The organism is Colwellia sp. MB02u-9, from assembly GCF_014077085.1.
GTDB lineage: Bacteria > Pseudomonadota > Gammaproteobacteria > Enterobacterales > Alteromonadaceae > Cognaticolwellia.
The window spans coordinates 187,834-205,797 of record NZ_JACGVF010000091.1 but is presented as its reverse complement, the minus strand read 5'-3'; the positions used below and the strand labels follow the sequence as shown (position 1 = coordinate 205,797).

Annotated in this window: 15 protein-coding genes and 1 pseudogene; 4 read left to right on the top strand and 12 right to left on the bottom strand. The window is 40.7% G+C overall.

Annotated elements, in window-relative coordinates; translation table 11 throughout:
• Positions 1–61: 61 nt before the first annotated feature.
• Both H4J65_RS07930 and H4J65_RS07925 read right to left on the bottom strand, forming a co-directional pair.
• Positions 62–625, bottom strand: a complete 564-nt coding sequence (locus H4J65_RS07930; protein WP_182197277.1) for a histidine phosphatase family protein — start codon at positions 623–625, stop codon at positions 62–64.
• 120 nt (positions 626–745) lie between these two features.
• Complete coding sequence (locus H4J65_RS07925) at positions 746–2,092, bottom strand: short-chain fatty acid transporter (protein ID WP_404851915.1); 1,347 nt, start codon at positions 2,090–2,092, stop codon at positions 746–748.
• A gap of 281 nt (positions 2,093–2,373) precedes the next feature.
• On the opposite strand from H4J65_RS07925, the pseudogene H4J65_RS18030 reads away from it, so the two are divergent.
• Positions 2,374–2,693, top strand: a pseudogene (locus H4J65_RS18030) (LysR family transcriptional regulator); the annotation flags it as partial.
• Positions 2,694–2,881: 188 nt separating this feature from the next.
• On the opposite strand, the gene H4J65_RS07915 reads toward H4J65_RS18030, so the two are convergent.
• Positions 2,882–3,712, bottom strand: a complete 831-nt coding sequence (locus H4J65_RS07915; RefSeq protein ID WP_182135413.1) for a mechanosensitive ion channel family protein — start codon at positions 3,710–3,712, stop codon at positions 2,882–2,884.
• Between the two features lie 736 nt (positions 3,713–4,448).
• Here H4J65_RS07915 and H4J65_RS07910 point away from each other — a divergent pair.
• The 3 genes from H4J65_RS07910 to H4J65_RS07900 all read left to right on the top strand — a co-directional run bounded on the left by H4J65_RS07910 (position 4,449) and on the right by H4J65_RS07900 (position 7,522).
• Positions 4,449–5,513, top strand: coding sequence for a C4-dicarboxylate TRAP transporter substrate-binding protein (locus H4J65_RS07910; protein ID WP_259367152.1), 1,065 nt, complete (start codon positions 4,449–4,451; stop codon positions 5,511–5,513).
• A gap of 134 nt (positions 5,514–5,647) precedes the next feature.
• Entirely contained in the window at positions 5,648–6,178 is a 531-nt protein-coding gene (locus H4J65_RS07905) for a TRAP transporter small permease (RefSeq protein ID WP_182191882.1), read from the top strand.
• 3 nt (positions 6,179–6,181) lie between these two features.
• The gene (locus tag H4J65_RS07900) at positions 6,182–7,522 is read left to right on the top strand and encodes a TRAP transporter large permease (protein WP_182135409.1); all 1,341 of its coding nucleotides are present in this window, start codon (positions 6,182–6,184) and stop codon (positions 7,520–7,522) included.
• A gap of 308 nt (positions 7,523–7,830) precedes the next feature.
• Here H4J65_RS07900 and H4J65_RS07895 read toward each other — a convergent pair whose 3' ends face one another.
• The 9 genes from H4J65_RS07895 to H4J65_RS07855 all read right to left on the bottom strand — a co-directional run bounded on the left by H4J65_RS07895 (position 7,831) and on the right by H4J65_RS07855 (position 17,951).
• Positions 7,831–8,217 carry a DoxX family protein gene (locus H4J65_RS07895; RefSeq protein WP_182197275.1) on the bottom strand — a complete coding sequence of 129 codons (387 nt, stop codon included), beginning with the start codon at positions 8,215–8,217 and terminating at the stop codon, positions 7,831–7,833.
• Between the two features lie 291 nt (positions 8,218–8,508).
• On the bottom strand, positions 8,509–9,309 hold the full coding sequence (locus H4J65_RS07890; protein ID WP_182197273.1) for an IclR family transcriptional regulator: 801 nt from the start codon (positions 9,307–9,309) through the stop codon (positions 8,509–8,511).
• Between the two features lie 661 nt (positions 9,310–9,970).
• Positions 9,971–10,897, bottom strand: coding sequence for an electron transfer flavoprotein subunit alpha/FixB family protein (locus tag H4J65_RS07885; RefSeq protein WP_182197270.1), 927 nt, complete (start codon positions 10,895–10,897; stop codon positions 9,971–9,973).
• On the bottom strand, positions 10,894–11,646 hold the full coding sequence (locus tag H4J65_RS07880) for an electron transfer flavoprotein subunit beta/FixA family protein (protein ID WP_182197268.1): 753 nt from the start codon (positions 11,644–11,646) through the stop codon (positions 10,894–10,896). Before H4J65_RS07880 ends, H4J65_RS07885 begins: the two co-directional genes overlap by 4 nt.
• Positions 11,647–11,910: 264 nt before the next feature.
• Positions 11,911–12,354, bottom strand: coding sequence for a thioesterase family protein (locus tag H4J65_RS07875; RefSeq protein ID WP_182197266.1), 444 nt, complete (start codon positions 12,352–12,354; stop codon positions 11,911–11,913).
• A gap of 92 nt (positions 12,355–12,446) precedes the next feature.
• Complete coding sequence (locus tag H4J65_RS07870; RefSeq protein ID WP_182197264.1) at positions 12,447–12,845, bottom strand: PaaI family thioesterase; 399 nt, start codon at positions 12,843–12,845, stop codon at positions 12,447–12,449.
• A 9-nt stretch (positions 12,846–12,854) separates the two neighbouring features.
• Complete coding sequence (locus H4J65_RS07865) at positions 12,855–13,589, bottom strand: enoyl-CoA hydratase-related protein (protein ID WP_182135397.1); 735 nt, start codon at positions 13,587–13,589, stop codon at positions 12,855–12,857.
• A 14-nt stretch (positions 13,590–13,603) separates the two neighbouring features.
• Entirely contained in the window at positions 13,604–14,578 is a 975-nt protein-coding gene (locus H4J65_RS07860) for a nitronate monooxygenase family protein (protein WP_182197261.1), read from the bottom strand.
• A 1,273-nt stretch (positions 14,579–15,851) separates the two neighbouring features.
• The gene (locus H4J65_RS07855; protein ID WP_182197259.1) at positions 15,852–17,951 is read right to left on the bottom strand and encodes a 3-hydroxyacyl-CoA dehydrogenase NAD-binding domain-containing protein; all 2,100 of its coding nucleotides are present in this window, start codon (positions 17,949–17,951) and stop codon (positions 15,852–15,854) included.
• Positions 17,952–17,964 lie beyond the last annotated feature (13 nt).

The following is a 17,964-nucleotide window of genomic DNA, read 5'->3' as shown; positions in this document are numbered from 1 at the left end:
ATTATTGAAGATAAACCCTGTGTTGATAGACATTGAAAATATTGTTAACGCATCTAGACCGTCATTCAACCGCGACTCGTACCGCCTTGCGTGTTCGTGTGTTGTAGGCAACAACCTCGCCAGACGAAGCCCCAATTCCAGATACAGCCTGGATGACCACTTGATGCGTGACCATTAGTGTAAGACTATTTTGGCTGAGCGCTGCAAGCTTTTCTTGCAGCAACTTAAGTGTTTCGTTGCGATCAGCATGCCCTTCAAAAAATGAATTAAGACCAGCAAATTTTTCAACTTCGCCAAATTGTAAAAGTTTGGCTGTTTCGAGGCAACGACACCAATAGCTTGAATAAATTTTATCAATCACTATAGCCGACTGCTTTAACTTCTGCCCTAATGAGATAGCTTGACTTCGACCAACGGCATCCAGATTTCTCTGTGTATTGCATTGGTTAATAAAAAAATTAGCGGGATCACCAAAACCCGGAGCAATAGCATGGCGCATCAATAGTACGTTGGCATCGATTTTCCGTAGCTTATCCATAATAGAATCAACATTTGTCGTGGCAAAGGCGTTCTGCACGCTAGCTGATAATATGACAAGAACTACTAATAAATTACCTACTAGCATGTGTTTTGAGCCACTGTTGGTTGAAGATTATGATTAATACAGTCACCTGATGTAACATATATTACATCAGGTGACTTAACACCAAATTTGAAACGGTTTATAGAGTCCCTTTATAAAAAACTATAAAAAAACCAATCCTAATGATATAACAATGCCAGAATAGACAAGTATAACTAAGCAATAGCCCATAATATCTCTTGCTCCAAGTTTAGCAATTCCCAATAATGGTAAAGCCCAAAATGGTTGTATCATGTTTGTCCAAGCATCACCCCAGGCAATTGCCATTGCCGTTCTGGCCGTATCTACGCCAAGTTCAATGGCTGCTGGCATCATAATAGGTGCTTGAACAACCCACTGTCCGCCACCCGAGGGGACAAAAAAGTTCACAACGCCTGCACTTAAAAAAGTAAATAAAGGAAAAGTATTTACTGTAGAGATATTAACAAAACCTTGTGAAATATATCCAGCAAGTGAAACACCGTCTGGACCCATAAATTTCATCAGTCCCATTATTCCAGCATAAAAAGGGAATTGTAGTAAAATACCCCCGACATTTTTGGACGCATCAGCCACTGCACGTACTACTTTAATGGGGGTGCCATGTAAAATAATGGCAGTAAATAAGAAGATAAAATTAATTATATTCAAATTTAAAGCAAATCCATTTTCGATAAAATAAGTGAAAATAAAACTATATCCTAAAACACCCAGTGCTCTATTTATCCATTTAGAATTTTCAAGCTTTTGGGCTGGCGTCATATTATTTTTATCTAATGTTTCTACTATTTCAGCTTCAAATAAGCGGGTATCCACTTCAATGGTTTTTTCTTTTGAAGGATGCATAAACTTTAGAATAAAAGGTAATGTAAGTACGAGTATTGCGACAATAATTAAATTATATGACGAAAATATGGTTTCGCTTGTTGGAATAGCTTGTGTTAATGCCCCATTTGTTATTTCTGCTAGACCAGTAGATGAGGCAATCGTTAATGGAATAGAGCCTGAAAAACCTGCATGCCAAATCAAAAAACCAACGTAGGCAGAAGCGATTAATAATGGATAATGAACCCCTTTTACTTTATGAGCGACTTCTCTCGCAAAAATTGCCCCAATAACTAAACCAAAGCCCCAGTTAATAAAACTGGCAACTAATGCAACAAAACTGACCAGAAGTATCGCTTGTCCTGGTGTTTTTGAAAATCCAGCGAGTTTAGATAAATATTTTTTAAAAACATCTGTTGTTGCTAATATGGTCCCAGTGACCAGCACCATTGCCATCTGCATTGCAAATGACAAAATAGACCAAAAACCTCCATACCAAGCTGTGACCAAATCCATAGGAGAGCTTTGTGTAAGAGGTATGGCAGCAATAAACACAACAAAGGTCAATATAACGGCAAAAACAAATGGATCAGGAAGCCAATTTTTCACCAAACTAACAGAGCTGTCAGTAAACTTAACAAATATGTTTTTCATGTTATTCCTTTTTTAATATCCGACTTTAAGCACTTAACAAATACAACGATTCTACGCCCTTCACTCGAGTATAGTGTCACTTCGTATCAAGCTGGTGTTACATTTTTGACATCATTAAAGCTAGCAGAGTAGATGCTTGATACCAAGTGCTTTGGTACTTTCTTTAACAACAACTGATTGATACTGCCAATATAGTGTTTTATTTTTTGCGGCAATATCTATAGCCAAACCACTTGAAGATCATAAACCATCATTTGGCACAGTAAGCACCATTAACTATCGCCATTCAAAAGCTAGAATTAGAAGTTGGGCTAAAGTTAATTAACCGTGCGGAAAAAAGGCGTTATTAACCGCTGAAGGTGAAGTGCTATATAAATTGTCTACTCAACTATTAAGCCAAATAAAACAATTTGAATTAGAAGAGTTAAAAAATCTCGAACGGGGCACCATTCGTTTTGGCGTTCCAGCCATGATGGGCTCTTACTACTTGCCAAAAATATTGACCGTATTTAAACAAAAACATCGAAAAATAAAAATACACTTAGTTGACCAAGGTACAGTAGCGCTGGAGAAAATGTTGCTAAACGGCGAATCAAACCCCCTCGTTATTAATGAAAGCCAAGTTTTGTGGTGAGTAGAGTAATATTGAAATAAGTGATTGCCAACGCCCACTTGTTGGCTGCAATGGCTTGCATTAAGAGCACTTGGTGCCAGCGCCACTAAATGTAAGTTTAGTGGCACATCTGCAAAACTCGACTAATGGAATAGCTTCAGTAATCGCTAAGACTTATAAATATGCATGTCTCGTTGGGGGTACGGAATAGTAATACCTTCTTTATCGAAGGCTTTTTTCACTTTTTCATGCATGTCCCAGTAGTAAGGCCACAGGTCATCGGTAGCAACCCAAGGTCGGAACATCAGATTGACTGAGTTATCGCCAAGGCTTCCAACACAGATTCTTGGTTCCGGATCTTTCAGGGAGCGTTCGTCCTCCTCAAATAGCCGTTGGAGAATGGCCTTCGCTTTGTCGATGTCGTCGTCGTAGTGGATGCCAAAGGTCATGTCGCAGCGACGATTTTTGTAAATACTGACATTTACCAAGGTGGCATTAGATAAACTGCCATTTGGAATGACAATACGCCGGTTGTCGAAAGTATCCACCACAGTATAGAGGATCTGGATTTCGGTGACAGCACCATGAAAACCTTGAGCTTCGATGGTATCGCCCACTTTGAAAGGTTTAAAAATCAGGATCAGCACACCGCCAGCAAAATTGGCTAGGCTTCCCTGTAACGCAAGTCCTATCGCCAGACCAGCAGCACCGATCACCGCAATAAACGAGGTCGTTGCAATACCGATCATCGAGGCGACTGAAATAAGTAGCATAACTTTCATAACGGCACTAGTTAGTCCACACAGAAACTTATTCAGTGTTGGGTCTTTAGCGCCAATCTTTTTATCTAGAACCCCGACAAAGCGGTTGATCAGCCATAGACCAACAACTAATGTAATAATAGCAAGCACAAACTTAGGTGCGTAAGTGATCACCAAGGATATACCTTGGTCTATTAACTGCGAAACATTTATGTTTGTTCCAATAATTTCTTCCATTCAGTGGTTCCCTACTTGTAATGAGTTACTAGTTGAATATTATAATGACAAACACGGTAACACATCTATGCAACAGACCTAGACTGCAGTGAGTTTAGAGTATGTAACCTGATGATTAAAACAAGGTCATAAAAAGTAAGACCTTGCTTTAGACGGTCTTGTCGCTTGGTATGGCTAGACACAGGTGAATTACGCTGAAGAGGTATATTGACGCTAGCCCTTGTACCATAATCTATAAACGACGGTATAAACGGCGAGAAGTGGATTTTATCGGCTAAAGATGAGTCATTTATGCCGCTATTGTTGGAAATTATAACCTTAAATAAACAAAAGCTAACGTTCGCTTTAGCCTATAAATCAATATTAGTTAGGATGATTTTAATAACAAAAACCAGCCCTTTTGTGTCGGTAGTCAACTTTTTTAGCACCAGCCAAGCTCATTTTTATATCTGGAAAAACTACCCGAGATGTCTATTAATACCCCTTGGATTATGGCGTTTATCAAGCAAGGCTATAAAAAGCCGCGTTAAAATATCTCTAGTACAGTTACCGAATTGTTCGTTATCCAAACTGCAAAAAAACTTGATAACACCCCACAGGTAAGACAGAAAATTTAATTTCTAAAGCGCTTTTTTATGCTTGCAGCACCTTGTTTGTTATTGTACAGTAATGAACTTTAGCGGCCCACAAGTTCCGCCAAGCGAAACACTGGATATTATTTTGAAGAGTCATCACAATGAACAAGATTAGCAAATTTTTCAAAGTAGCCACATTAACAGCCGCTGCTTTGAGTGCAATTCCTGCTGTTGCAGCAACTGTGCTCACTTATGGTGAACCTGGGCCAAACCGAGGCGCCCGTGCAGGTGCCACTAAATGGTTTGCACAGGAAGTTGACAAGCGCTCTGGTGGTGATTTAAAAATTGATATTATGTGGGGCGGTGCCTTATTTAAATCAAATGCCTCACGAGAATCTATTGCTGCTGGCGTGGTAGATATGGGCACTATTATCCCAGATTACTTTCCTAAAGAAATGGTCTCTGCTTCACTGACTAACTTACCCTTTGAAAATTTAGATCCCTGGGTAGGACTAAAAGCGAACTATGACCACATGCAATCGCCTGAAGTGATACACAGCTTGGCTGAACAAAATTTAGCCTTTGTCACTTCGTACATGCTTTCTAGCGTTATTATCTTATGCAAAGGCGACGCTGTTCGTTCAATAGATGATATAAGAAATAAAAAAATACGTGGCGTAGGTACCTTCGGAAAAATATTTGGCGACTTAGGCGCAAACTTGGTTAGCATGAGCATTTATAAGGCTTATCAAGGACTAGGTAACGGTTTACTCGATTGTAGTCAAGGTTATATGAACGCCACCATCGCCCTAAAGCAACATGAAGCGGCAGACAGTTTAACCAAACTCAATTGGGGGATTTATACTGGATTGGGAATGTATATTAATAAAAAGTCACTAACCAAATTGAGTCCCTCTCAGAGAAAAGTGTTAGATGAAGTCGGCGCTGATTTTATCAACCATCTTGGTCAAAATGTAGTAAAAGCTGACAATAGAGCAGAGCAATTATTAACCCAAGGGATTAATGGCCACAAATTGGAAATTATTAGTCTCCCTCCTGAAGACTCTGCGAAATTATATTTAGCCAGCCAATCTCACATTAGTAAATGGGAAAATGAAGCCAATAAAAGTGACCTTGATGGCAAGGCCATGGTTGAAAACTATAAAGCACTGCTCACTAAATACAGCCAAGAACGCGATCTAAAAGGCTACCCTTGGACACGTTAATTTAATTACACCTGTTTCATTAATAAGCTGATGAACTTTATACACAATAAAAATGGCCAAATATAAGGCCTTTATTTTAACTGGTATAAAGGGTCACAACGTAGTGAGATGGGTATTACATAGAGTTTATTATTATGTTGAAAAAAATGGAACAGGGTGCATTAATTGTCGCTGGGGTGTGCATTATCACTCTAGGACTCATGATCACCCTAACGGTTGTGACGCGTAACCTTTTTGGCTGGGGAGTTACTGACGATGTTGTTATCGTTCGAGAACTCATGGTGGGTGCTGTTTTTCTACCATTAGCTTATGTCACCGCAGATTATAGTCACATTACTATAGAGTTCTTATTTAAACGCTTGGGTAAACACAGCAAATTATGGTTGCTTGCCATTGGCTCTTTTATCAGTTTATTAATATTAATGCCACTTGCCTTCGCCGCTTGGAAGGGTTTTTTTCATGCGGCCAGCAGTGGCGCCTATTTTTTTAGCGAGTTAGACCTACCTGAATGGCCGGGGCGATTGGCCTTTTTCGTTGGAGCTGCACTATTTATTATCCGTTTATTAGTGATTTTTATTGCTGACTTTCGAGCCGCTATTTCTGGTAATACTGAACATCTTGTGCAGCGCTCTGACGCTGCATACAATACAACTGAAGAGGGTTAATCTGTGGATCCATTGATGCTTGGGCTAGTCGGGTTTGCCTGTACCTTGCTTTTACTTATGTTCCGTGTGCCAATCGCCTTCAGTTTGGCTGGTGTATCATCGGTATTTATCTTTTTATTTTTTGCCATGCGCTCTGGTGGTTTTGATATTGAATCAGCTGTAGCACCGACACTGACCATGATTTCATCCAATGCGTTTGACTTGGTGCATTCTTATGATCTGAGTATGATACCGCTATTCGTGCTGTTAGGTCATATCGCCTTCCATACCGGTATCACTACTGATATATATCATGCTGCACGCGTTTGGCTAAAACGCTTACCTGGCGGTGTGGCTATGGCCTCTGTTTTTGGCTGTGGTGGCTTCTCCGCCATTACCGGCTCAAGCATAGCTTGCGCGTCGGCTATGGGTAAAATCTGCGTGCCAGAAATGTTACGTATGGGTTATGATAAACGCCTAGCAACTTCTACCGTCGCTGTTGGCGGCACGCTAGGTTCGCTGATCCCGCCCAGTGTGCTATTTATTGTTTACGGTATTTTTACCGAAATGTCTGTCAGCCGCTTGTTCTTAGCTGGTGTCATCCCAGGTCTAATATCACTAGTCGGTTTTTTAGTGGTGATCTACATCTGGGTAAAGCGTAATCCCAGTGATGCGCCCGCCGATACCACCCTACTGATAAAGGGAGACCGCCGCAAAGCCGCCATAAGATGTTGGCCCGCTGTGTTACTTTTTACCATTATTATTGGCGGTATTTATGGTGGTTTATTCACCGCGACCGAAGCCGCAGCGATCAGCGCATTTTCGGTGATTATCATAGGTTCATTGCAAAAACGTCTTAATTGGCAGCAATTTATGCAATCAATTAAAGAAACCTGTACGCAAACTACTTCTATCTTCTTTATCGCCGCTGGTGCAAAAATATTTGTCGGCTTTGTTGCGCTAACCGGTATGGCGCCCGCACTGGTTGGCCTTATCGAAGCTGCCGATGTTTCTTTATGGCTATTACTGATCATGATCGCAGGGGTATATTTTCTCCTGGGCATGTTTCTTGACCCGCTAGGTATTATGGTACTTACCTTACCTTTTTTAATCCCTATGGTAGAAGGTTATGGCTTAGACTTAATTTGGTTTGGCGTAGTGATAATAAAGTTGCTTGAAATAAGCTTGATCACCCCACCGGTAGGATTAAACGTTTTTGTTATCGCCAGTGTCACTAAACCTTCAGTCGCGGTATATGACATTTTTATGGGCGTGACAAGATTTTTGGTGATGGACATCTTGGTACTGGTGGCGATTATCGCCTTCCCTATCCTGTCGTTGCTCTTGCCTAATCTTATGATGTAACAATTATTATTCGCACTTTGGCCAATAGATTAAAGACGAAAGCGAACATACTAGGTTACTAGCTTATGTTCGCTGTTCAAATATTAAAACATTAAAATATTGAAAAATAGGTACATCAGATTATATTTACCATTTCAGCATAACCCTTTTCAACGGGTGTTCACGTAGAGGCAATATCACCAGATAAAATAGCGGGTTAGGTCTATTAGCGCTAACTGACAGGGGTGTTCTTAGGCATATAACAGCAACGACAAAGACCGATTTTCCGCCAAATAATAGCTAGATATTGCCTGTACTGCTCGGCCTTGTTATCTATTTTCATCTTTGTGCTGAATCCTTTCTGGTGCAATTGCCCACCATACAAAGCAAATAAGTAATAATTGCATGGGTAGGCGAAGATATAACAAAAACACTGAAATATCGTGATATTTTTCTGGCTGCAAAGCCATGTTTATATTAGCCGGATAGACAGCAAGAATTAAGGCAATTAATCCATAGCCCGCTAACAAACGAGTTTTAGGCACCAAAAGGCCTATCGCACCCAAAACTTCAAATACACCACTGATGAGAACAAGCTCTTTGTGATAAGGCAAATAATCTGGCATCGCCATTATAAAAAAGTCAGCAGAAATAAAATGGCCGATACCGCCGAGAAGAAAGAACAAGGCAATAATTAAAAGTGGCAAGCCAGGCATCCGTTATTCTCCGTATTAATTTTTTCCAAAGCTCAAATCAAGGCGATTAATAGTTTACTTAAAGCTAAAGTGAAGCCGAGCCAAGTAAACGCTTAGCACTTTGCTTTAATTATTTGTTATGCGGCTATTTACCCATGACTTTGCTACCGATATTGTATTGCTATCAAGATGGTATTTTATTGACCTAGTATTTCATTAACATAACTACCTAACACATAGCAAAAAGCCTTTGCAGTAAACAAAGGCTTTTTAGCATTCAATCATGTCAAAGGATTAAACTAAGATATAATCTTAAAATTGAATTAACGTGGCTTCAATATTACGCACCATGCTTTTTAATTGCGGCGCAACTTCACCCGCCAAGAATTCTTTCGACAATCTAAATGCCGGGCCACCCGCATTGAATACGTAGATTTGACCTTGAGTAAGTTTTAACGGTACGGCAATAGCATTGGTATCTCGCTCCCAATCGCCCCAAGAATGGCAATAACCAAATTCTTTATAGCTTTCCAACGCTTGATCAATACCCACTTTAACCGCGTCAAACTTATCACCAAGCTTTTCTTTGAAATGTCGTAAAAAGAAGTCACGTTCTTCTTCTGATAATGCCACTAAATAAGCTCGCCCTGCCGCCGTAGTGGCCATAGGTATTTTATCGCCGATATCTTTTTTAAAGGTCACAATATCTTTTGGCGCGCAATGATCAAGATAAATCATGTCTAGTCGGTCGCGGTCTGCGAGGCCTATTGATGTACCCGTTTCAATTGACAGCTCTTTCATTTGGGGGTTCGCCACTTGGCGAATACCAAGGTTAGAAACAAAGGCATAACCCAATGCCAACACACCAGCGCCAAGCTGGTATTTTTCTAAGCGCTTTGAATAAGTTAGGTAGCCTAGGCTGGTCAAGGTATAGGTTAAGCGAGATATACTTGATTTGGGTAATCCGGTTCGTTGAGCAATTTCCTGGTTACCAAGAAATCCGTCTCCGGGGTTAAATGCCCGTAATATATCTAACCCTCTGGCAAGCGCTTCGACAAACTTACGATCTACTTCCCCATTTATTTCTCTTGGCATACCAGTTAATGTATTCATTTTGAGCTACTCAATTGTTAATCACACTAGACGTAGTGACTTATTCTAACTGTCAATACGTTTTCAAATAATGCCGCTATAATCTCATTTTTTGCTCGAAAAATAAAGATGATAGATAGCTTTAAGAATAAATTTATAGATTAATAGCAGCAAGTTAGGGTAATCGCATTAACAGTATAGGGTCACAGATCGCCTTATTTGACTTGTTATTGAGATGTAAACACTAAAAATCGACAAACGAAGCTAATACTTAAGGTAGATTTCAACGCTTAACGAACTCACACCTTAATAAGAAAAAAACAGATAAATGAGCTGACCTTTTGTATCAGGTTAGGCACAGTTATTGGTAAATACGATAGCAAGCTTGTACCCAGAGTAATGAATTTATTATCCATGTTCAGACATATGTTGACGAAAAAAATTTCAAGTAATAGAAGATTATTTTTGCTGGCTTTTTTGAAGTGATTGTTGATGATGATAGTTTTGAGACAGAAAATATTAGCTGACAAGTATGCCAACTAATATACCAGCGAAAGTCAATCTAACCTATTTTTGCTAAAGCAAATTAAAAGAAAGCCAAGCATCATGCAACCTGCTTGGCTTTTAATTCATGGCATTAATATTAAGCTCAACATAAATCTCACCATTAAGTTATCAGTACTTACAAAGCACTTTCTAATTCAGGTAAGGCTTCAAATAGATCCGCTACCAGACCATAGTCAGCCACTTGGAAAATAGGCGCTTCTGGGTCTTTGTTAATCGCGACAATAACTTTTGAGTCTTTCATACCGGCAAGATGTTGAATAGCTCCAGAAATACCGACCGCTATGTATAAATCTGGCGCGACAATTTTACCCGTTTGCCCTACTTGCATGTCGTTAGGCACAAAGCCCGCGTCGACAGCCGCGCGTGATGCGCCAATGCCAGCCCCTAACTTATCAGCAATGCCATCTAATAAGGTAAAGTTATCACCATTTTGCATGCCACGACCACCGGAAATAATCACCCGTGCGGCACCTAAGTCAGGACGTGCTGAAACCGTTAACTCGTCACTAACATGGCTTGAAATACCGGCGTCTTTAACCTTATCTAATAAGATAATTTCTGCAGCGCCATCAGTGGCAACCGCATCAAATCCGGTTGAACGCACAGTGATCACTTTTTTAGCATCTAAACTTTTTACGGTTGCAATAGCATTGCCGGCATAAATAGGACGCACAAAGGTGTCAGCACTTTCAACCGCAACAATATCTGAAATTTGAGCTACATTTAATAAAGCGGCAACGCGAGGCATAAAGTTTTTGCCTGTGGTTAATGCCGTTGCCATAACGACCGTGTAATCAGCCGCTAATTCAGTCACTAATAAACTGATGTTTTCTGCCAGTTGATGCTCGTACGCGACATGATCAGCCACCAGTACCTTAGTAACACCATTAACTTTTGCCGCTTGTTCTGCAACACTTTGACAGTGATGGCCTGCAACTAAAATAGTGATGTCTCCGCCTATTTGTTGAGCCGCTGCTACCGCTTTTAAGGTATCAGCTTTTAATGCGCTGTTGTCGTGTTCTGCGTAAACTAAAATACTCATGAGATCACCTTGGCTTCATTTCTTAACTTTTCAACTAATGCATCAATTGATTCAACCATAATGCCGGCTTGACGCTCTTTCGGAGGAGAAACCTTTAATAACTGAGTACGTGGCGTTAAATCAATACCAAAATCACTCGCCAACTTCACCACTAATGGCTTACGTTTAGCTTTCATAATATTAGGTAAAGAGGCGTAACGTGGTTCATTTAAACGTAAGTCCGTAGTGACAATAGCAGGTAAGTTTAGCGCCACAGTTTGCAAGCCACTGTCGACTTCACGTGTTACCTTAATTTTGTCGCCTTCAACCTTAACTTGGGAGGCGAAAGTACCTTGGGCAAAACCGGTTAGTGCGCCCAGCATTTGGCCAGTTTGGTTGTTATCGCTGTCGATAGACTGCTTACCTAAGATAACCAATTGAGGCTGCTCTTCTTCAACAACTTTTTGTAATAACTTGGCAATATGTAACGCGTCAAGCGTTAGCTCGGTATCGATATGAATCGCACGATCAGCGCCTAAAGCCAGTGCGGTACGCAGTTGTTCTTGACAACTTTTCTGACCAATAGAAACCGCAATAACTTCAGTGGCTGTGCCCGCTTCTTTAAGACGAACAGCTTCTTCTACCGCAATTTCACAAAACGGGTTAAGGGCCATCTTAACGTTGGCTAAATCAACATTTGAGTTATCTGGTTTAACACGCACTTTGACGTTATAGTCGATGACACGTTTGATGGGGACTAATACTTTCATGAAATTTACTGCTCCTCGATGAGTTATCTGAAATAATTTTTGTTGTTATTGTTTTTTAATTTGGTTCTGCTGTAGTCATTTGTCATCGTCTTAGATGACAATTAACTTGGCTATTCATATTTAATCCATTGCATTAATTGCCCGCTTGACAGTTGACGGACTGAAGTCCGACCTACAAAAAAATTTGGCTAACATGCTAATTTTCTTTCTAACCCTTTAAGAAGTCGGCATCATAACCTAGCAACAGTTTTGTAAAACTTCGCCTTAAATTGATGCACCACCACGGGCTAACTCTTTTTCTAACAAGGTTAATGCCGTGCTAGGAAGGTTGATCTTACTTTGCAGTTCATGGCTAAAAGAAACAATAATGCTTTCACTTTTAGCGGCAACCTTTTGATGGTTTTCACTATAAATAATTTGGCTTAAGGTAAACCTGTCCTTGCTTATTTTCTCAACTTTGGTCGCAACAATAAGGTTATCCGGATAAGTTACTGGAAACTTGAACTTACAATCGATATAAGCCACAACAAAGCCGAGTTTGTCTTCGCCAAGTGCGGCTCTAATTTGACTATCAGTAAAAAAATTAACCCGTCCTTCTTCACAGTAACGAAAATAATTGGTGTTATTAACATGGCCTAACATATCAATATCACCCCATCTAACCGGATGTTTTATTTGGTGAGGATAATGTTGTAATGGTTCGTTCAAGAAATTCTCCACTTCTTTGCTTGTCTTTTTATCTGCTGGGGCTCTGACTAACGCCCAACCCCGTTTAACGGCATCATTGGGTGAAAATTAACTCACTCTTTTCGATAACGAAATACGCCTTGCCCTGAAGCAATAATATTGTCAAAAGAGTCGAATACCTCGGCCGAGCCATAATAGATATTTCGACCCGACGAGGTCACTTTGCCAATAGCATAAAGGCTGTTGGACTGCGCTTGTCCTAAGTAATTTATGTTTAAAGATAAAGTTAATGCTTTTCTATAATCAAGCGGATCGTCACTATGGGCACCCGATAGTGCCGTGGCGGCATCTAATAAGGTCGAAATAAAGCCACCGTGTGGGATCCCTGAACGGTTAAGATGTTCAGGCTTAAGCTCAGCACTAATTTTAATATGATTTTTATGCCATTCTTCCACCACAAAACCTAAATGGTTATTGAATGCCGGCATGGTTTTATTTGCCCAAGGTTTCATTGTAAACTCTTATTTTTTTGTTCTGGCGGCTATAGATTCTTCACTTTGCAGTAACTGTGCAAAGATCACTAACTCATTTTTAATCACATCGTGCAGTATCGCTTGCCCAGAGGCTTTCAGAAGTTTTTTGCTAGCACGCAAAGCATTTTGCGGTTTCAGCGCTAAGGCTTTGGCTTTACTTAAGGCAAAATCAAATACCTCAGACTTGTCTAATTGTTGATTAACTATGCCGATATTAATCGCCGTTTCAGTATTAAAAGCCTCGCCAAGCATTAATAACTCAGCGGCTTTACGATGGCCAGCTAACTGAGGAATAAGCAGGCTTGAACCACCTTCAGGGCAAACACCTAAATCAACAAATGGCATTTTAAAATAAGTTTCTGAGGCGTAAACCAAATCAAAATGCAGCAACATAGTTACGCCTATGCCTACGGCAACACCAGATACTGCGCCAACAATCGGCTTAGGATAGTTATACAGCTCATACAATAAAGTGGCGGCCGGCGAGGGTTCATTGGCATCACGATTATTGAAATCGTTTAAATCATTACCGGCTGAAAAAGCCTCTTGTGTGCCATGTATCAGTACCACTTTGATACTTTCATCAGTCACACTGTCTTTTAGGGCTTTAGCCATAGCGGCATACATTACACTGCTTAAGGCATTTTTTTTCTCGGGGCGATTAATCGCTAAGTGTAAAACACCACTGTCCTGATGAATCAAGATATGTTCTTGAGCTTTCATATGAAGAGTACCTATTATTTTTGTAGACTATTTAAACGCGATAGCGCCACATCGTATTCTGTTTTAAAGCGTTCCACGACAGTAGCAACAGTCGCAATATCGGTAATACTGCCCAAGCCTTGTCCTGCACCCCAAATGTCTTTCCAAGCCTTAGTTTTACTGCCCCCTGATGAGCCAAACTTCATTTTGTTTTTATCACCTTCTTCTAAATCATCAGGGTTTAAGCCGGCATTAGTAATACTGGGTTTAAGATAATTGCCATGAACACCGGTAAATAACGAGCTATAAACAATATCTTTCGCGCTATGATCAACTAACATTTTTTTGTATGCTTGATCGGCATTAGCTTCTTTGGTGGCAATAAAAGAGGTGCCGATATAAGCAAAATCTGCCCCCAAAGCTTGCGCTGACAATATAGAAGCGCCATTAGCAATAGCGCCTGACAAAGCAATAGGGCCATCAAAAATTTGTTTAATTTCACTCACTAAAGCGAAAGGGCTTAAGGTACCTGCATGGCCACCTGCGCCAGCACACACCAATACTAAGCCATCAACACCAGCTTCTATGGCCTTTTCGGCATGGCGAATATTAATGATATCGTGAAAAATAATACCGCCATAAGCTTGAATACGTTGCACTAAGGTAGGATCTAACGCGCGTAAGCTGGTAATAATCACCGGCACTTTATATTCAATACAGGTATTTATATCCGCCTCTAAACGGTCATTACTCTTATGCACAATTAAATTAACCGCATAGGGCGCAACGATGGCGTTAGGGTTCGCAACTTGATAGCTATCTAACTCAGTTTTAATGGTGGTGAGCCATTCAGCCAATAATGACTGTGGACGGGCATTAAGCGCTGGAAAAGAGCCGACAATACCGGCTTTACACTCGGCAATAACCAGTTCTGGTCCCGAGACGATGAACATAGGAGCGCTGATAACAGGCAAAGAGAGTTTATTTTGTAATGTTTTTGGAATTGGCATGTCGATCCCCTAAAAAATATTTGTTGTGATGAAAAAAACGAGTTGCGCTAAACACTGGCATAATACTCATATCACTAACCTTGTGATCATTTCACCTGATTAAAATAAGCCACTGCTTGGTTATTTATCTCGTTATTAAAACATAAGTTATTAAAATATAAGTAATTAAAATAAATGCCCTCTATTTGGCGATTTTTACGGCGTATAAAGTAAAAGCTTTGTTGTTAATTGTCGTCGTCTCAAGTGAAACTAACTTGGCTATTTATATTTGGCCCATCACGTTAACCACTGGCTAAACGGTTGACGGACTAAAGTCCGACCTACAAAACAATCGCTAAACGCTACGCGATCACCCGTAAATTTTATCTAGGCCTTTGTAGGTTGGACTTTAGTCCATCAAGTTAAATGCAATTTAACTGTCATCAGCACAAATGCCGATTAACAAAAATACCCGTTTCAAATCTGTGTTAACCCATCACGCTAACCACTGGCCAAACGGTTGACGGACTAAAGTCCGTCCTACAAAACAATCGCTAAACGCTACGCGATCACCCGTAAATTTTATGTGGGCCTTTGTAGGTTGGACTTTAGTCCATCAAGTTAAATGCAATTTAACCATGCTCGGCACAAATGCCGATTAACAAAAATATCCGTTTCAAATCTGTGTTAATCCATCACGTTAAGCACTGGCTAAACGGTTGACGGACTAAAGTCCGACCTACAAAACAATCGCTAAACGCTACGCGATCACCCGTAAATATTATCTGGGCCTTTGTAGGTTGGACTTTAGTCCATCAAGTTAAATGCAATTTAACCGTGCTCGGCACAAATACCGAGCGACAAAAATATCCGTTTCAAATCTGTGTTAACCCATCACGCTAACCACTGGCCAAACGGTTGACGGACTAAAGTCCGTCCTACAAAACAATCGCTAAACGCTACGCGATCACCCATAAATTTTATGTGGGCCTTTGTAAATTTTATCTGGGCCTTTGTAGGTTGGACTTTAGTCCATCAAGTTAAATGCAATTTAACCGTGCTCGGCACAAATGCCGAGCGACAAAAATAATACACCGCGGCAAATACTTTTTGACCCATGACAGTCACCGCTCGCTAAAAGGTTGACGGACTAAAGTCCGACCTACAAAACAATCGCTACGCGATCACCCGTAAATCTTATCTGGGCTTTTGTAGGTTGGACTTTAGTCCAACAAGTTAAATGCAATTTAACCGTGCTCGGCACAAATACCGATTAACAAAACTTATAACTTGTTTAGCTATTAGAAGACCACTCAGATAAGGTTTTACCTTCTGCAACAAGTTGTTTTAATAACGCCGCAGGTTGCCAAAACTCTTCACCATAAGTCGCACCAAACTGACAAATGGTTTGATAAACTTTCTCTAAACCTATGGTTTCAGCATAAAACATCGGACCGCCTCGAAAAGCCGGAAATCCGTAACCGAATGCGTAAACTACATCAATATCACTTGGGCGTTGGGCAATACCTTTTTCCAGTATTTTAAAGCCTTCGTTGATCAAGGCAAAAGTCAAACGCGCTAATATAGTTTCGTCACTTATCGCTTTACGCTCAACTCCCCTTTGTTTGGCTTGTGCTTCAATCACTTCCAGTACTATGGGGTCAGCTATACGCTGCCTTGTCTCAGCGTCATAACGATAATAACCTGCACCGGTTTTTTGACCTAAACGGCCCATCTCATATAAAGCATCAGCAATACAATAGCTTCTAACATCGCCTTTTTCTTCATCCGTTAAGCCTTCACGCGCTTTATAGCCAATGTCTATGCCCGCTAAATCGCCTACCGCTAGCGGTCCCATTGCCATACCAAAATTTTGCATAACCCTGTCTATCGCTTCCGGGCTTGAGCCTTCAAGCAAACACAGTTGTGCTTCACGGGCATATTGACGCAACATACGGTTACCAATAAAACCATAACAAACACGCGACAATGCAGGAATTTTTTTAATGGTTTTAGCCATTGCCATCGAGGTGGCTAATACTTGCTCAGAGGTTTTATCGCCACGTACAATCTCAAGTAATTTCATCACATTAGCTGGGCTAAAGAAATGCAGACCAATGACATCTTGGGGACGAGAAGTAGACTCGGCAATTAAATTAACGTCTTGATAAGAGGTGTTGCTGGCTAAAATAGCGCCGGGCTTACACACGCTATCGAGCTTGGCGAAAACTTGTTTTTTAATCGCAAGATTTTCAAAAACGGCTTCAATCACCAAGTCCATGTCAGCGAGATCGTTATAATCGGTTGTACCTGTGATCAGCGCTTGACGTTCAACGGCGAGCTCAGTGGTCAACTTACCTTTTTTAACCGTCATCGCGTAATTTTTAGCGATAATGTCTTTACCACGTTGCAATGCTTCGTGGTTAATTTCCAATAAGGTCACGGGAATATTGGCATTAACAAAATTCATTGCAATACCGCCGCCCATAGTACCGCCGCCAATAATACCAACGCGCTTAATATCTTTCAGCTGGGTGTCTTTGGGTAGGCCTTTAATTTTTGAAGACATCCGTTCAGCAAAAAACAGATGACGCAAAGCGGCCGACTGTGTTGATTGCATGCACTCGACAAACAGACGTCGTTCAACTTTAAGACCTTCATCAAAAGATTGACTCAAGGCGGCTTCAATACATTCAACAATACGTTGTGGTGCTTCTTGTTGGCGAAAACGTTTATTTAAATGGGCTCGATATTCAGCAAAAAAATCAGCTGAAATACCTTCATTATCAACGGCTATATCTCTGACTCTTTTAAGTACCGCACCTTGGGCAATAATGTCTTGGGCAAAATCAAGTGCGGCGCTAAGTAAATCACCTTTAACCACTTTATCAATTAAGCCAATCTTTAACGCGTTAGCTGCCGAAATGGGCGTGCCCGTGGTGATTAAATCAAGTGCCGCTTTTACACCGGCTAATCTCGGCACTCTTTGTGTGCCACCCGCGCCAGGTAACAAGCCTAATTTAACTTCTGGTAAGCCAACCTTGGCGCTAGATAAAGCACAACGATAATGACAAGCCAATGCCGTTTCTAAACCACCGCCAAGTGCCGTGCCATGAATCGCGGCGATAATAGGTTTTGTTGACGCTTCTATAATATCAAGCAGCCCAGGTAATGATGGCAACATAGGGGCTTTGCCAAATTCTGAGATGTCTGCCCCGGCAATAAAGGTACGGCCCTGACAAATTAACACTAAGGCTAAAGAAGCATCGTTTTGTGCTTGTGCTACCGCGTCTTGAATACCTAAACGTAATGCATGAGAAAGCGCGTTAACTGGTGGGTTATTTAGACTAATAACACCGATGTCACCCTCTAATTGATAACTAACAACTGACATAAATTCATTCCTT

Excerpts from the sequence above, each read along its gene's own strand:
- H4J65_RS07930 (WP_182197277.1), bottom strand. The coding sequence starts at position 625 with ATGCTAGTAGGTAATTTATTAGTAGTTCTTGTCATATTATCAGCTAGC.
- H4J65_RS07915 (WP_182135413.1), bottom strand. The coding sequence starts at position 3,712 with ATGGAAGAAATTATTGGAACAAACATAAATGTTTCGCAGTTAATAGAC.
- H4J65_RS07910 (WP_259367152.1), top strand. The coding sequence starts at position 4,449 with ATGAACAAGATTAGCAAATTTTTCAAAGTAGCCACATTAACAGCCGCT.
- H4J65_RS07905 (WP_182191882.1), top strand. The coding sequence starts at position 5,648 with ATGTTGAAAAAAATGGAACAGGGTGCATTAATTGTCGCTGGGGTGTGC.
- H4J65_RS07895 (WP_182197275.1), bottom strand. The coding sequence starts at position 8,217 with ATGCCTGGCTTGCCACTTTTAATTATTGCCTTGTTCTTTCTTCTCGGC.
- H4J65_RS07890 (WP_182197273.1), bottom strand. The coding sequence starts at position 9,309 with ATGAATACATTAACTGGTATGCCAAGAGAAATAAATGGGGAAGTAGAT.
- H4J65_RS07885 (WP_182197270.1), bottom strand. The coding sequence starts at position 10,897 with ATGAGTATTTTAGTTTACGCAGAACACGACAACAGCGCATTAAAAGCT.
- H4J65_RS07880 (WP_182197268.1), bottom strand. The coding sequence starts at position 11,646 with ATGAAAGTATTAGTCCCCATCAAACGTGTCATCGACTATAACGTCAAA.
- H4J65_RS07870 (WP_182197264.1), bottom strand. The coding sequence starts at position 12,845 with ATGAAACCTTGGGCAAATAAAACCATGCCGGCATTCAATAACCATTTA.
- H4J65_RS07865 (WP_182135397.1), bottom strand. The coding sequence starts at position 13,589 with ATGAAAGCTCAAGAACATATCTTGATTCATCAGGACAGTGGTGTTTTA.
- H4J65_RS07860 (WP_182197261.1), bottom strand. The coding sequence starts at position 14,578 with ATGCCAATTCCAAAAACATTACAAAATAAACTCTCTTTGCCTGTTATC.
- H4J65_RS07855 (WP_182197259.1), bottom strand. The coding sequence starts at position 17,951 with ATGTCAGTTGTTAGTTATCAATTAGAGGGTGACATCGGTGTTATTAGT.